At 62.5% G+C, this 14,804-nt stretch carries 14 protein-coding genes and 2 tRNA genes; 10 read left to right on the top strand and 6 right to left on the bottom strand.

Translation table 11 applies throughout. From position 1 onward, the window contains the following. Positions 1-14: 14 nt before the first annotated feature. The gene (gene recN, locus PSV40_RS05640; protein ID WP_300535294.1) at positions 15-1,658 is read right to left on the bottom strand and encodes a DNA repair protein RecN; all 1,644 of its coding nucleotides are present in this window, start codon (positions 1,656-1,658) and stop codon (positions 15-17) included. Continuing rightward, positions 1,655-2,530, bottom strand: a complete 876-nt coding sequence (locus PSV40_RS05635; RefSeq protein WP_300514087.1) for an NAD kinase — start codon at positions 2,528-2,530, stop codon at positions 1,655-1,657. The genes recN and PSV40_RS05635 overlap by 4 nt, the downstream gene beginning before the upstream one ends. A gap of 48 nt (positions 2,531-2,578) precedes the next feature. On the opposite strand from PSV40_RS05635, the gene hrcA reads away from it, so the two are divergent. From hrcA to greB, 4 genes are all read left to right on the top strand, one after another. Continuing rightward, positions 2,579-3,598 carry a heat-inducible transcriptional repressor HrcA gene (hrcA, locus tag PSV40_RS05630; RefSeq protein WP_300535292.1) on the top strand — a complete coding sequence of 340 codons (1,020 nt, stop codon included), beginning with the start codon at positions 2,579-2,581 and terminating at the stop codon, positions 3,596-3,598. 27 nt (positions 3,599-3,625) lie between these two features. Further along, positions 3,626-3,702 (top strand) — tRNA-Ile (locus PSV40_RS05625). A 30-nt stretch (positions 3,703-3,732) separates the two neighbouring features. Then, a tRNA-Arg gene (locus PSV40_RS05620) sits at positions 3,733-3,809 on the top strand. An 86-nt stretch (positions 3,810-3,895) separates the two neighbouring features. Continuing rightward, a complete protein-coding gene (greB, locus tag PSV40_RS05615; RefSeq protein WP_300535289.1) occupies positions 3,896-4,468 on the top strand; it encodes a transcription elongation factor GreB in 573 nt (190 codons plus the stop codon). Positions 4,469-4,499: 31 nt separating this feature from the next. Here the strand turns inward: greB and PSV40_RS05610 are convergent, their stop codons facing one another. The 4 genes from PSV40_RS05610 to PSV40_RS05595 form a co-directional block, all read right to left on the bottom strand. Beyond that, positions 4,500-6,746, bottom strand: coding sequence for a bifunctional (p)ppGpp synthetase/guanosine-3',5'-bis(diphosphate) 3'-pyrophosphohydrolase (locus tag PSV40_RS05610; protein WP_300535287.1), 2,247 nt, complete (start codon positions 6,744-6,746; stop codon positions 4,500-4,502). A 115-nt stretch (positions 6,747-6,861) separates the two neighbouring features. Beyond that, positions 6,862-7,065 (bottom strand): DNA-directed RNA polymerase subunit omega, encoded by a 204-nt coding sequence (gene rpoZ / locus PSV40_RS05605; RefSeq protein ID WP_096662930.1) that lies wholly within the window; start codon positions 7,063-7,065, stop codon positions 6,862-6,864. 43 nt (positions 7,066-7,108) lie between these two features. Next, the gene (gmk, locus tag PSV40_RS05600) at positions 7,109-7,729 is read right to left on the bottom strand and encodes a guanylate kinase (RefSeq protein WP_293592988.1); all 621 of its coding nucleotides are present in this window, start codon (positions 7,727-7,729) and stop codon (positions 7,109-7,111) included. Positions 7,730-7,774: 45 nt separating this feature from the next. Then, positions 7,775-8,692, bottom strand: coding sequence for a YicC/YloC family endoribonuclease (locus PSV40_RS05595; RefSeq protein ID WP_300535282.1), 918 nt, complete (start codon positions 8,690-8,692; stop codon positions 7,775-7,777). A gap of 67 nt (positions 8,693-8,759) precedes the next feature. Here PSV40_RS05595 and PSV40_RS05590 point away from each other — a divergent pair, with 67 nt between their 5' ends. The 6 genes from PSV40_RS05590 to PSV40_RS05565 all read left to right on the top strand — a co-directional run bounded on the left by PSV40_RS05590 (position 8,760) and on the right by PSV40_RS05565 (position 14,604). Then, positions 8,760-9,767, top strand: a complete 1,008-nt coding sequence (locus PSV40_RS05590) for a serine/threonine-protein kinase (RefSeq protein ID WP_077592949.1) — start codon at positions 8,760-8,762, stop codon at positions 9,765-9,767. Next, complete coding sequence (locus tag PSV40_RS05585; RefSeq protein WP_300535279.1) at positions 9,764-10,666, top strand: PP2C family serine/threonine-protein phosphatase; 903 nt, start codon at positions 9,764-9,766, stop codon at positions 10,664-10,666. Before PSV40_RS05590 ends, PSV40_RS05585 begins: the two co-directional genes overlap by 4 nt. 124 nt (positions 10,667-10,790) lie before the next feature. Then, positions 10,791-11,519 (top strand): ribonuclease PH, encoded by a 729-nt coding sequence (rph, locus tag PSV40_RS05580; protein WP_300535276.1) that lies wholly within the window; start codon positions 10,791-10,793, stop codon positions 11,517-11,519. A gap of 46 nt (positions 11,520-11,565) precedes the next feature. After that, positions 11,566-12,165 carry an RdgB/HAM1 family non-canonical purine NTP pyrophosphatase gene (gene rdgB, locus PSV40_RS05575; protein ID WP_300535273.1) on the top strand — a complete coding sequence of 200 codons (600 nt, stop codon included), beginning with the start codon at positions 11,566-11,568 and terminating at the stop codon, positions 12,163-12,165. A 19-nt stretch (positions 12,166-12,184) separates the two neighbouring features. Next, entirely contained in the window at positions 12,185-13,432 is a 1,248-nt protein-coding gene (gene hemW, locus PSV40_RS05570; protein WP_300535271.1) for a radical SAM family heme chaperone HemW, read from the top strand. Between the two features lie 311 nt (positions 13,433-13,743). Beyond that, positions 13,744-14,604, top strand: coding sequence for an outer membrane beta-barrel protein (locus PSV40_RS05565; RefSeq protein WP_300535269.1), 861 nt, complete (start codon positions 13,744-13,746; stop codon positions 14,602-14,604). The last annotated feature ends 200 nt before the right edge of the window (positions 14,605-14,804 follow it).

Below are 14,804 nucleotides of genomic sequence, written 5' to 3'. Positions count from 1 at the left end.
GTCGGTGGCGGCGTTCATTGGCCCAGCATCTCCTTGGCGTGGGCCAGTGTGGTGCCAGAGAGTTTTTCGCCGCCCAGCATGCGGGCCACCTCGGCCACCCGCTGCTCGCTGTGGACCAGCTCGACGGTGCTCACGGTCTGGCCCTTGTCCGGGCGTTTGGCCACCATCAGGTGATGGTCGGCACAGGCCGCGACCTGGGGCAGGTGGGTGACCGCCATGACCTGCCGGTCCTTGCCGAGCTGCTTCATCAATCGGCCCACGGTTTCGGCAACGGCACCGCCGACGCCAGCATCCACTTCGTCAAAAATCAGGGTCTGTGCTTGCCCGAGCTGGCTGGTGGTCACCGCGATGGCCAGCGCAATGCGCGACAACTCGCCGCCCGAGGCGACCTTGCCGACGGGGCGTGGCGTGCTGCCGCTGTGGCCGGCCACCAGAAATTCTGCCTGCTCCAGGCCATGCTGCGCGGGCTGCTCCAGCTTGCCGAGGGCCACTTCGAACTTGCCGCCCTGCATGCCCAGACCTTGCATGGCCTGCGTGATGGCCTTGGCGAGCAGGGGCGCGGCCTTGCTGCGGGCTTTAGACACCTGGCGCGCTGCTTCCATGTAGGCGGCCTGGGCCAGTTGCTCGGTTTTTTCCAGACCTACGAGGTCGGCCGCCGCATCGAGTTTCTGCAGCTCGCTGCGCCAGCCGGCCAGCAGTTCCGGCAACTCGGCCGGCGTGCGCTTGTAGCGGCGTGCCAGGCTGACCCAGAGCGAGAGGCGCTCATCGAGTTCGGCGAGGCGTTGCGGGTCCAGCTCGGCATGCCGCGCGTAGCCGTTCAGCGAATGCACGGCATCTTCAATCTGTGCCAGGGCACTGCTTAAAACCTCGGTCAGCGCTTTGAATTCGGGCTCGATACGCTCCTGATTTTGTAGCGCGGTGAGGGCGCGGCCCAGCAGGGCAGTGGCGTTGTCGTCGGACTCCTGCAGCGCATCGACCGCCGTCTGCACCGCGTCGCGCAAGGCCTGCACATTGGACAGCCGACTGTGCTGGGTGTTGAGTTCTTCCCACTCGTGCTCGCCCGGTGCCAGCTTGTCGAGCTCGCCGATCTGCCAGGCCAGGCGTTCGCGCTCGCGCTGCAGGCTGTCCTGCGCCTCGCGCGCTTCCAGCAGGGACTTGTGCGCGCTGCGCCAGGCCTGCCACGGCTGCGCCAGGGCCTGGGCCGGTACGCCGGCGTAGGCATCCAGCAGGCCGCGCACCGCATCGGGACGGGTCAGGCTTTGCCAGGCATGCTGGCCGTGGATGTCGACCAGCAGGTCGGCGATCTCGCGCAACTGGGTGGCCGTGGCCGGGCTGCCGTTGATCCAGGCCCGGCTTTTGCCCTGGGCATCGATCGTGCGGCGCAGCAGCAAGTCGTCTTCAGCGGCAAAGCCGGCCTGGTCCAGCCAGCCGGCCAGCGCGGCCGGCGCGTCGAAGGTGGCACTGATCTCGCAGCGCTGCGCGCCCTCGCGCACCACACCGGCGTCGGCGCGTGCGCCCAAGGCCAGTTGCAGGGCGTCGATCAGGATCGATTTGCCGGCGCCGGTCTCGCCGGTGAGGACGGTGAAGCCGCTGTCCAGGTCCAGCGCGAGTTCGCGCACGATGACAAAGTCGCGCAGGGCGATGTTTTTAAGACTCATACCGCACCTTCATTCCAGTGAAGTTTTTTCCGCAGGGTGTCGAAGTAGCTCCAGCCCCGGGGATGCAGGAAACGCATCTGGTATTCCGAGCGCCGCACCGTGATGCGGTCGCCGTGCAGCAGGGTGGCCAGCGACTGCATGTCGAAATTGGCGCTGGCATCGCGGCCCGCGACAATTTCCACGGTGACCTCGCCCGTGTCGGGCAACACGATGGGCCGGTTCGACAGCGTGTGCGGCGCAATCGGCACCATGACCCAGCCGGAAATCGAGGGGTGCAGCAGCGGACCGCCCGCCGACAGCGCATAGGCGGTGGAGCCGGTCGGCGTGGAAATGATCAGGCCGTCGGCGCGCTGGTTGGCCACAAAACGGCCATCAACTTCGACCCTGAGCTCGACCATGCCGGCGGTGGCGCCGCGGTTGACAACCACGTCGTTCATGGCGGTGGCGCTGAAGACGCAGCGGCCGTCACGCATGACCTCGGCCTGCATCATCCAGCGCCGGTCTTCCTCGTATTCGCCGCGCAGCATGGGCTCGAGCGCGGTCTGGAAATCCTCGAAGGCGATGTCGGTGATGAAGCCCAGGCGGCCCTGGTTGATGCCGACCAGCGGCACACCGAACTGGGCCAGCTGCCGTCCTATGCCCAGCATGGTGCCGTCGCCACCGACCACCAGTGCCAGGTCGCAATGCGCACCGACGCCGGCCACATCAAGCACCGGGTAGTGCGTCAGGCCGGTGTTGCTGGCCGTGTCTTTTTCCAGCGTGACCTCGCAACCCTGCGTGTGCAGGAAGCCGGCAATTTCCTCCAGCGCCGAGCGTGAACCCTGTGCGTGGTACTTCCCGATCAGGGCGACGTGACGAAATTGCGACTTCATCGCCAAATTACATCACAACATCCTTGCCAAGCTTCGTAGAATGGCTTCATGCTTGATGAACGTGCCCGACTGTTGTTAAAAGCGCTTGTGGAGCGCTACATCGCCGACGGTCAACCGGTCGGCTCGCGCACCTTGTCCAAGGCCTCCGGACTGGACCTGTCGCCGGCGACCATACGCAATGTCATGAGCGACCTGGAGGATCTGGGCCTGATCGTCAGCCCGCACACCTCGGCCGGCCGCATCCCGACCGCCCGCGGATACCGCCTGTTTGTCGACACCATGCTGACCATGCAGCGCGACCAGTATTCGTCGCTCACCGCGCTGGGCACACCCCGCCTGGCACCGGACCAGCCGCAGAAAGTTTTCAGCAACGCCGCCAACATCCTGTCGGACCTGTCGCAGTTTGTCGGTGTCGTGATGGCCCCGCGCCGCACGTCCGTGTTCCGCCACATCGAATTTCTGCGCCTGTCCGAAAAACGCATCCTGGTCATCATCGTCTCGCCCGACGGCGACGTGCAGAACCGCGTGATCTTCACCGAGACCGACTACACCCAGAGCCAGCTCATCGAAGCGGCCAACTTCCTCAATTCGCACTACGCCGGCATGGCGATCGAGGAAGTGCGCGAGCGGCTGGGGAGCGAGGTGGAAGCCCTGCGCGGCGAGATCGCCATCCTGATGCAGGCGGCCGTGCAGGTCAGCAGCGAGGCGATCGAGTCGCGCGACGAGGTGGTGATCTCGGGCGAACGCAACCTGCTGGCGGTCAGCGATTTCTCCAGCGACATGGGCAACCTGCGCAAGCTGTTCGACCTGTTCGAGCAGAAAGCCCAGCTCATGCGCCTGCTCGATGTGTCCAGCCGGGCCGAGGGGGTGCGCATTTATATCGGCGGCGAAAGTCAGGTCGTGCCCTACCAGGAACTGTCCATCGTGACCGCACCCTACGAGGTGGACGGCAAGGTCGTGGGCACCCTGGGCGTCATCGGGCCCATGCGCATGCCCTATGAAAAAATGATCCAGATCGTCGACATCACGGCCAAGATGGTCAGCAGCGCACTGAGCCACAGCAAGTAGGGCCGGTACAATCTGCTCTGGCGACGTGGGGCGTTAGCTCAGTTGGTTAGAGCAGAGGACTCATAATCCTTTGGTCCACAGTTCAAGTCTGTGACGCCCTACCACCCAATTAGTAGGCTATAATTCGAGGCTTAGCGGCTGTAGCTCAGTTGGATAGAGTACTTGGCTACGAACCAAGGGGTCGTGGGTTCAATTCCTGCCAGCCGCACCAAACGTCAAGCCCTGGAACCGCAAGGTTCCAGGGCTTTTTCGTTACGATGTCCCGATATGGACACGTTTTGACTGCCTCAGTCGCTCATGAGCAAAGCCTTCACCAAAGAAACCGACGCGGACGACGATGACGAGTTGTCGTTGCCGCCTTTGCCCGCGGGCGGCAAAAACTACATCACGCCCGAGGGCTACGGCCGGCTCAAGGCCGAGCTGCTGGACCTGATCGACAACGAGCGTCCCAAGGTGGTGGAGGTGGTTCACTGGGCCGCCAGCAACGGCGACCGCTCCGAAAACGGCGACTACCACTACGGCAAGAAGCGACTGCGCGAGATCGACCGGCGCATCCGTTTCCTGACCAAGCGGCTTGAAATTGCCGAGATTTCCGACCCGGCCGTGCACCATGGCAGCGACCAGGTGTTTTTTGGCGCCACCGTCAGCTACATCGACAGCAGCGGTTCCGGGCAGACGGTGACCATTCTGGGCATTGACGAGGCGGACAGTGCGCGCCACCAGGTCAGCTGGATCTCACCGATTGCCCGTGCGCTGCTCAAGGCGCGGGTCGGCGACGAAGTGAAACTGGCGACCCCGGGCGGGCTCAAGGACATCGAGGTGGTGCAGGTCAGTTATCCGGCGCCAGAGGCCCCCGGTGGGCCGCGCTGACATGAACTAAACAGCCCCGGGGGCCGCGCCCTCAGACGCCGGGTTTGGCGCGCTGGACCCGCAAAACCGAAGGGGTACGCTTGACGCTGCGCATGACGGACGCCAGGTGGATGCGGTCACGCACGGCCACGTCAAAGCGCAGGTCGGTCGCATCCTGCGCCGGCTCCTGCCCCATGTCCACATGCGTGATGTCGGCCTCAGCGGCGGCCAGCGCCGAAGCCACGCGGGCGAGCACACCTTTGCCATTGGTGACCGTGACCAGCAGGCCGGTTTCAAAGGCACGGGTGGGTTCGTCCGACCAATCGACCGCAATGAAGCGCTCGCTGTCGCGGTGCTGCAGTTTTTTGGCGATGGCGCAGTCGTCCGTGTGGACCACCAGGCCTTCACCGCGCCCCAGATAACCCACGATGGCGTCGCCCGGAATGGGCCGGCAACATGCGGCAAACTTGACCGAGGCGCCTTCACTGCCGTCCAGCACCAGCGCGCCTTGCGAAATCGATTCGTGCGCGGTGTAACGCTCCCGGCTCATCAGCAAGGGGTCCGGTTTTTCGCCGGTTTCAGCCAGCAGCGTGACGATGCGCTTGGCGATCATGCTGGCGATCCGTTTGCCCAGGCCGATATCGGTGAGCAACTCGGCGCGCGTGCGGTTGCCGCTGAAACGCAGGATTTTTTCCCACGTGGCGTGGTGGGCGTCGTCGTCCTCGGACAGCCGCTCGCGGTCTATGCCCTCGGCCCGCAAGGCTTGCGCCAGCATTTTTTCGCCCAGTTCCTGCGACTCGCTCAGGGCCATGGTTTTGAGGTGATGGCGAATCTTCGATCGGGCTTTGCCGGTGCGCACAAAACCCAGCCAGGCGGGGTTGGGGCTGGAGACCGACGCGGTGATGATCTCGATCACGTCGCCGTTGTGCAGCTCCGAGCGCAGCGGAACCTGCTCGCCATTGACCTTGGCGGCCACGGCGCGGTGCCCCACGTCGCTGTGGATGGCGTAGGCAAAATCGACAATCGTTGCGCCGCGCGGCATGGCCATGATCTGGCTTTTCGGTGTGAACACATAGACGGCGTCGGGAAACAGGTCGATCTTGACGTGGTCCCAGAACTCGGCGGCATCGCGGGTTTCGTGCTGGATATCGAGCAGGGATTGCAGCCACTGGGTGCCCAGCCGTTGCGAGGCGTCGCTTTCCGGGGCGGTGGCCTTGTAGAGCCAGTGTGCGGCAACGCCGGATTCAGCCACGATGTGCATGGCCTCGGTGCGCATCTGGAATTCGATGTTGGTGCCGAAGGGGCCGACCAGCGTGGTGTGCAGCGACTGGTAGCCATTGACCTTGGGGATCGCGATGTAGTCCTTGAATTTTCCCGGCAGCGGCTTGTAGAGCTGGTGCAGCACGCCCATGGCGGTGTAGCAGGCCGTGACACTGGCGACGATGATGCGAAAGCCGTAGATGTCCGTCACCTGCGCAAACGACAGGTGTTTTTCATCCATCTTGCGATAGATCGAATAGAGCGCTTTTTCGCGCCCGTAGATATGCACCTGGATGCCGGCGCTGGCAAACGCCGCTTCCACTTCGGACTGAACCCGCTTGATCACATCGCGCCGGCGGCCACGGGCGCGGGCGAGGGCCTTGGTCAGCGTGGCGTAACGCCAGGGGTACAGGTGCTGGAAAGCGAGGTCCTGCAGCTCGCGGTAGGTTGCGTTCAGGCCCAGGCGGTGCGCGATCGGCGCATAGATGTCCAGGGTCTCGCGCGAGATGCGGTTCCACTTGCTGCGCGGCACGTCGCTGAGCGTGCGCATGTTGTGGCTGCGGTCGGCCAGCTTGATCAGGATGACGCGCACATCGCGTGCCATTGCCAGCAGCATCTTGCGAAACGATTCGGCCTGGTTTTCCTCGCGGGTGTTGAATTCCAGCTTTTCCAGCTTGGTCAGGCCGTCCACCAGTTCCGCGACAGGCGCGCCAAAACGCTCGATCAGCTCGGGCTTGGTGACGCCGCAATCCTCGATTGCATCGTGCAGCAGGGCGGCCATCAGGGCCTGTGCGTCGAGCTTCCATTCGGCGCACTGTTGCGCCACGGCGATCGGGTGGGTGATGTAGGGCAGGCCGCCGTTGCGTATCTGGCCCAGATGCGCTTCATCGGCAAAGCGGTAGGCGGTCCGGACGTTGTTGACGTCCTCGGCGCTCATGTAGTCCAGTTTCGCCGTGAGCGCGGCAAAACTCGCCGCGGCTGCGTTGGCGGCAGCCGGGGTGGAGGTGACGGTTGCGATGGGGAAATCCAGGGCGCTCATGCCTTAAATGTATCGTGGTGCCGATAAAACATGCAAAAAGCGGGCATTACACGACCTTGGGGAAACAAAAAAAAGCACCGCAGGCGGTGCTTTTTTGGAGGAGGGGGAGGGAGCCTCAGCTGGGGACTTTTTTCAGCATTTCGAGGCCGATTTTGCCTTCGGCGATTTCGCGCAAGGCGGTCACGCCAGGCTTGTTCTTGCTCTCGATTTTGGGTGCATGGCCCTGGCTGAGCATGCGCGCGCGATAGGTCGCAGCCAGAACGAGCTGGAAGCGGTTGGGGATTTTTTCCAGGCAGTCTTCAACAGTGATGCGGGCCATGATGATCTCCGGGTTAAATGCAGTAGGGGAATGAAGCAGCAAGTCAGGCAATGTGCAGGGCCTGGAAGGTCTCGGCGCGGGCACGTCTTTGGGCTGCAAACTTGAGCCGCTGGGCATGGACAATGGTTTTCAGGTCGAAAACTGCTCGTTCAAATAACTCGTTGATTATAACGAAATCGAATTCGTGGGCCTGGGCCATCTCGATGGCCGCATTTTTAAGCCGCAGTTCGATCACTTCCGGCGTATCCTCGCCGCGCCGCTCCAGCCGCGAGCGCAACTCCTCCCAGCTGGGCGGCAGAATGAAGATCAGCACCGCGTTGTTGAAAATACGCTTGATGTTGATCGCGCCCTGAAAGTCGATTTCCAGAATGACGTCGGCACCGGTGGCCACGCGTTCCTCGATCGTTTGGCGCGACGTGCCGTAACGCTGGCCATGGACATGCGCCCATTCCAGGAAGGAGTCCCGCAGCACCATGCCGTCAAACTCCTCGGGCGAAATGAAGAAGTATTCTCGGCCATGTTTTTCCTGCCCGCGGGGTGGCCGGGTGGTGTGCGACACCGCCGGCTGCACCCGCGCATCGAGCTCCATCAGGGCCTTGACCAGGCTGGATTTGCCAGCCCCACTGGGAGCAGCGACAACAAACAGGTTTCCGGGGTAATCCATGGCGTCAGGTTCTTGTAGATGAGTTGATTCAGAGCCGGGCAGGCCTCATTCGATGTTTTGGACCTGCTCGCGGATCTGCTCGATCAGCACCTTCATGTCCACCGAGACATGGGTGAGTTCCAGCGACCCGGATTTGGAACCCAGCGTGTTGGCTTCGCGGTGCAGCTCCTGGATCAGGAAGTCCAGCCGTTTGCCGACTTCGCCGCCGGCGGCGAGCAGCCGGTCGATTTCGTCCAGGTGGGAGGACAGCCGCGTGATTTCCTCCGCCACATCAATGCGTATCGCAAAGGAGGTGGCTTCCGTCAGGGCCCGGTCCTGTGCCGCTTCGGGCAGGGTGCTGCCGCCGCCCAGCGCCATGGCTTCCTGCCAGCGTTCCATGAAGCGGATTTTTTGCTGCTCGACCAGCTTGGGCACCATGGGCACGGCCGAGTCCGCCAGGACCCGCAACTGGGCTGTGCGGTCCAGCAGCATCTGCGCCAGCCGGGCGCCTTCGCGCTCCCGGGCCGCCAGCAGGTCCTTCAGGGCTTTTTTGGACAGCTTGAGCAACTCGTCACTGTAGTCGTGGGTGGTTTTGTCTTCGCCGCCCGCCAGCCGCAGCACATCGGCCACACTCAGGGCGGCGGCATGGGGCAGCCACGATTTCACCGTGTCTTCCAGGGAGCCCAGTCGCTGCAGCGTGCTTGCCGCCGGGGCACGCAGGCTGCTGCCGGAGCTGCTCTCCAGCGAGACGCGCATTTCAATCTTGCCGCGCTTGAGCTTGCCGGTCAGTAGTTCACGCAGGGCAGGCTCGGCCTGACGCAGCTCATCGGGCAGGCGGAAGGCCAGATCCAGAAAGCGGCTGTTGACCGAGCGTATCTCCACACCCAGGCGTGCACTGGCGTCCGTCCCGGCGTCCGTTTCCGGGGTATTTCTCGCAGGGGTGGATTGGACGGCTGCATAGCCTGTCATGCTGTAAACTGACATTTAGTAATACGCTTTTCGTAGAGTAAACAGGACTTGGTGATCCCGTCACCTTGCTTAATCCCGAATTATGTCAAAGGTCAAGCCCGCGCCACTCCCACCCGATACAGTCATTGGCGGTTATCGCGTCGTGCGCAAGCTGTCGGCCGGCGGGTTTGGGGTAGTTTACTTGGCTGTTGACAACGAAGGCCAGCAGGTCGCCATCAAGGAGTACCTGCCGTCCTCGCTGGCCAGCCGCCCGCCGGGCGAATTGCTGCCCCAGGTGCAGCCTGAAAAGCTCTCGCTGTACCGCCTGGGCCTGAAAAGTTTCTTCGAGGAAGGGCGCTCGCTGGCCCAGATCTCGCACGCGTCCGTGGTGAGCGTGCTTAATTTCTTCCGCGAAAACGAAACCGTCTACATGGTGATGAACTACCTGGAGGGCGGTACCCTGCAGGATTTCATCATCACCGCGCGCGAGCTCAAAAAACAGAAGGTGTTTCGCGAGTCGACCATCCGCTCCCTGTTTGACGAGATCCTGCGGGGCTTGCGCATCGTGCACCAGCACAAGATGCTGCACCTGGACATCAAGCCGGCCAACATCTTCGTGACCGACGACAACAAGGCCGTGATGATTGATTTTGGCGCCGCCCGCGAGGTGCTGAGCAAGGAAGGCAACTTCATCCGCCCCATGTACACCCCCGGTTTCGCCGCGCCCGAGATGTACCGGCGTGATTCGTCGATGGGGCCGTGGACCGACATTTACGCCATCGGCGCCTGCATTTACGCGACCATGCAGGGCTACCCGCCCAATGATGCGCCGCAACGACTGGAAAAAGACCGTCTGTCGCTTGCACTCTCCCGTTTGCGCGGCGTGTATTCAGACAACCTCATTGAAGTGGTTGAATGGTGCATGTCACTCGATCCCTTGTCGCGGCCGCAATCGGTTTTTGCCTTGCAGAAAGAACTCAGCCGCGAGGGTGAGCGGCGCTACACCAAGCTGACGGTCGGCGAGAAAATGCGGCTGCAGTTTGACAACATGGTGTCAGACACCAAGAAAACCGCGCGCAAGGCCACTGGCTTTGCGACGAAATTCAAATGAAATTCTCGGTCTTTCAGGTCAGTCGCAAGGGCGGTCGCGAGAAAAACGAAGACCGCATGGGGTATTGCTACACGCGCGAGTCGGGCCTGTTTGTGCTGGCCGACGGCATGGGCGGTCACCCTGAAGGCGAGGTCGCGGCCCAGCTGGCGCTGCAGACCATTTCTGCGCTGTATCAAAAGGAAGCCCGGCCACTGGTCAGGGACACCACCGAATTCCTCTCGTCGGCCCTGATGGCGGCGCACCACCAGATCATTCGTTATGCCAGCGAAAAAGGCATGCTCGATACACCGCGCACCACGGTGGTGGCGGCCATCCTGCAGGGCTCGGGCGCGACCTGGGTCCATTGCGGCGACTCGCGGCTCTACGTGGTGCGTGACGGCGAGCTGCTGACCCGCACGCGCGACCACTCCTACCTGGAGCAGCAAAACGCGGGCATCATCAAACTCGAGCGCCTGAATCGCAACATCCTGTTCACCTGCCTGGGTTCACCGTCCAAGCCGGTGTTTGACATCGCCGGCCCGGTAGTCCTGCAGCAGGGCGACAAACTGATGCTGTGCTCCGACGGCCTGTGGGGGACACTGACCGACGCTGAAATTGTGCGCCACATGGCTGGCAACAGCGTGTCTGATGCTGTGCCCGACATGGTCGAGCATGCGCTGCGTAATGGCGGCGAGCACAGCGACAACGTCACGGTGCTGGCCATGGAGTGGGAAACACCTGACGCTTTCGAATCGACGCGCGGCGTATCGACCGACAGCATCATGGACGGCGTTTTTGCATCGACCATCCAGGCCGGCGTGCTCGACTCCAGCGTCGAAGACCTTGACGATGCGGCGATCGAACGCTCCATCGCCGAAATCAACGAGGCGATACGCCGCTCTGCGGCAAAAAAGGTCTGAGTTCCCGCTTGGTCGCTTCCGCTGCAGGTGCTGCCTTGTGCCTGACTTTTCCCTTTTCTCTCCTTCTTTTCTGCTTCCTGTTTTTTCTGTCTCCCGGGCGTAGCGACGCCAGAAAGCCCTGACCATGAGTTCATTTTCGCGAAGCAGCGCCCGTGCCGCCGACCAGTTGCGCCCGGTGCGCATCACCCGTGCCTACACCGCCTATGCGGAAGGGTCGGTCCTGATCGAGTTTGGCGCGACCCGGGTGTTGTGCACGGCCTCGGTCGAGGAGAAAGTGCCGGGCCACAAAAAAGGCAGCGGCGAGGGCTGGGTCACCGCCGAGTACGGCATGTTGCCGCGTGCCACCCACACCCGCAGCGACCGCGAGGCCGCGCGCGGCAAGCAGAGCGGACGCACGCAGGAAATCCAGCGCCTGATCGGCCGCTCGATGCGCGCGGTGTTTAACCTGAAAAAACTCGGCGAGCGCACCATCCACCTCGACTGCGACGTGATCCAGGCCGACGGCGGCACACGCACGGCCAGCATCACCGGCGCCTTTGTTGCGGCGCAGGACGCGGTCAACAAACTGCTGGCCGAAGGCAAGCTCAAGGAAACGCCGATCATCGGGCACGTGGCCGCCATTTCCGTCGGTATCGTGCAGGGCACGCCCTTGCTGGACCTCGAATACATTGAAGACGTGAGCTGCGATACCGACATGAACGTGGTGATGACCGGCGCCGGCCATTACGTCGAAGTGCAGGGCACCGCCGAAGGTGCCGCCTTTTCGCGCCAGGAAATGGACGCGCTGCTGCTGCTGGCTGAAAAAGGCATCAGCGAGCTGGTCGCGCTGCAGCAGCAGTCGCTCCTGAATTGATAGCTGTTTGCGCCCGTCCTGATTGGGCTGAAGCCATATTTTTCTTATGAAAATCGTACTTGCATCGAACAACCCCGGAAAACTGGCCGAATTGCAAGCCATGCTGGCGCCCCTGGGCGTGACGCTGGTCAAGCAGTCCGGCCTGGGCATTCCGGAGGCAGAGGAACCCTTTCGAACCTTTGTCGAAAACGCCCTGGCCAAGGCGCGTCACGCGTCGCGCTTGAGCGGCCTGCCGGCGCTGGCCGACGACGCCGGCCTGTGTGTCGATGCCTTTGGCGGCCTGCCGGGTGTGGACACGGCTTTTTACGCCACGCAATTTGGCTACGACAAAGGCGACGACAACAACGTGCGCGCCCTGCTCGAGCAGATGGCCGGCATGGAGCAGCGCCGCGCCGCGCTGGTTAGCACGCTGGTGGCGGTGCGTTCAGCCGACGACCCCGAGCCCCTGATTGCGGTGGGCCGTGTCAGCGGCGAGATCGCGCGCGAGCCGGTGGGCAGCAACGGTTTTGGTTTTGATCCGGTGATGTTCATTCCAGCCTTCGGCAAGACCTTTGCGCAATTGCCGGTTGAGGTCAAAAACGCCAACAGCCACCGCGGCATGGCGGCGCGCCAGATGATGGACCTGATGCGCGAGCGCTGGTTGTGAGCAGTTTCGGTTTCTTCTTATGACTTTCCCCATTCCTGTTGTCTGCGCGTCGCCCGGGGAGGAAACCGGGGCAGGGCTCAAGGACATCCAGCACTACATGCGCGACGGCACGCTGCAGCTCAGCGTCTTGCCGCCGCTGTCGCTTTACGTGCACCTGCCCTGGTGCCTGAAGAAATGTCCCTACTGCGATTTCAACTCGCATGAAGTTTCCGGCGAACTGCCCGAGCAGCGTTACCTCGACGCGCTGATGGCCGACCTCGAAGCCTCGCTGCCGCTGATCTGGGGCCGCACGGTGCACAGCATCTTCATTGGCGGCGGCACGCCCAGCCTGTTCTCGCCGCAGGCCATCGACCGCCTGCTGGGCGACATCCGCGCGCGGCTGCGGCTGGAGCCGGACTGCGAAATCACGCTGGAAGCCAACCCCGGTACCTTTGAGAAACACCGCTTCAAGGCCTTTCGCGGCGCCGGCGTCACGCGGCTGTCGGTTGGCGTGCAGAGCTTTGACGACAGGCACCTGAAAGCCCTGGGCCGCGTGCATGACCGCGCCCAGGCGATAGCCGCCGTCGAAGAGGCCGCACAGGCCTTTGATACTTTCAACCTCGACATCATGTACGCGCTGCCGGGCCAGACGCTGGAGAACCTGGCGCAGGACATGCAGCAGGCGCTGGCGCTGCAGCCGCCGCATATCTCGATTTACCACCTGACGGTCGAACCCAACACCTGGTTCGCCAAATACCCGCCAGCGCTTCCGGAAGACGACGACGCCTACGCGATGCTGGACCGCATCACCGAGCTGACCGGTATGGCGGGCATGGACCGGTACGAGGTGTCGGCTTACGCCAAGCCCGGCCACCGCTGCCTGCACAACCTGAACTACTGGAAGTTCGGCGACTACCTCGGCATAGGCGCCGGCGCCCACAGCAAGCTCAGTTTTGCGCACCGCGTGGTGCGCCAGGTGCGCTTTCGTGAGCCCAGGCTTTACATGGACAAGGCGCTCGCCGGAACCCCGGTGGCGCAGGACGGCGAGGTCAGCCGCGCCGACCTGCCGTTTGAGTTCATGCTCAACGCCCTGCGCCTGCGCGAGGGCTTCAAGCTGCAGGACTTTGCCGAAAAAACAGGCTTGCCGTTGACGGCGATCCAGGCCGGGCTGGACGAGGCCGAACGCAAGGGACTGATCGAGCGCGACTTTGCGCGTATCAAGCCGACAGAGCGCGGTTTTGACTTCCTGAACGATCTGCAGATGCTGTTTCTCGAGTCCCGACAGTAAAAACCGTTTTCGCCTTTTGCGCGGTGCCCGGATTTGACGGAAGCGGTGTCCCTGACGAAGGGCATCGCAGACCGGAGATGCGCGCCGAAAGACATCTGACCAGGCATTCCTTTGCGGATTCAGTACTGTTGTTTTCTTGAAAAATGACGCTGGTCGTAGTCATCTTCCTACAAACGGACGATGGAAGAAAGAGCAAATTGGCAACTGATTTCACTCTTGGTTTGACTCGAATTTGTCAATACGAGCCCGACCAGCGATGAATCACCAGCTCTTTAATTTACAACCTGTCTCAACCCTTAGGACGACATATCATGACAGCATCAAAATTTCCATCAGCCAGGCGCGGGCTAGGGCTTATCGCTCTGGCGGTACTGGGAACTGTTTCCAGCTCCTGGGTCGTTGCGCAAGACGAGACCACCGGTCCGTACATTGGCGGCAACGTGGGTCGCACCCGCGCAAACTTCAACAACGATTCCATCAACCAAACGCTGGTCGGTCAGGGCTTGAGGGTCGGTTCCGCGACTGAGGACAACAGCGGCACGGGCTACAAGCTTTTCGGCGGCTACCAGCTCAACCGCAATTTCGCGGTGGAAGGTGGTTATTTTGATTTGGGCAAGTCAAGCTACACGGTTAACGCCAACCGAGTTACCGATAACGCAGCCGGCACATTCAACGGGGAAACTCGCGTTCGTGGTCTGAACCTGGATCTGGTAGGAATGCTGCCTGTGTCCGATCGTTTCTCCGTATTCGGCCGCGTTGGTGCCGCTTATGCGCAAAGCAGGGCCAGCTTCAACAGCACCGGCGCCGTACCTGTGAACACCTCCAATCCGCGTCGCAACGACACCAACCTTAAAGTAGGCTTGGGCATGCAATACGCCATCACGGAAGCGCTGGCTGTGCGTGCCGAACTGGAACGCTACCGCATCAATGACCCGGTCAGAAACCGCGGCCACATCGACATGGCATCCCTTGGCCTGGTCTACCGTTTTGGCCCCAAAGCCCAGACCCCTGTCGCGCAAGCCTACGTACCACCGGCCCCGGTTTACGTCGCTCCGCCGGCGCCACCGGCCCCGGTTTACGTCGCTCCGCCGGCGCCACCTGCCCCGGTTTATGTCGCTCCGCCGCCCGCTTACGAGCCACCAGCCCGTCCGGCGAAACAGGGTCGCAACTAAAGTCAGGTATGGGGGGCACGGGGGTGGAAACTTCCGCGACCCCTCGCTTGAGCTGAAGCGGCGGGATGTCCGCTGATTCAGCAATCGGCAAAAGGTCAGGCTGAACAAAGAGCAACACGAGCCATTCGGGGTTGTGTCGGGCTCTCTGCCATTGGATAAAAAGCCAGGAAAAGCCTCTGGCCTGTCAGGGTCACGCTGCA

Origin of the sequence: Polaromonas sp., assembly GCF_029945925.1 — a bacterium.
GTDB lineage: Bacteria > Pseudomonadota > Gammaproteobacteria > Burkholderiales > Burkholderiaceae_C > Polaromonas.
This window is presented reverse-complemented; position numbering and strand designations above follow the sequence as displayed.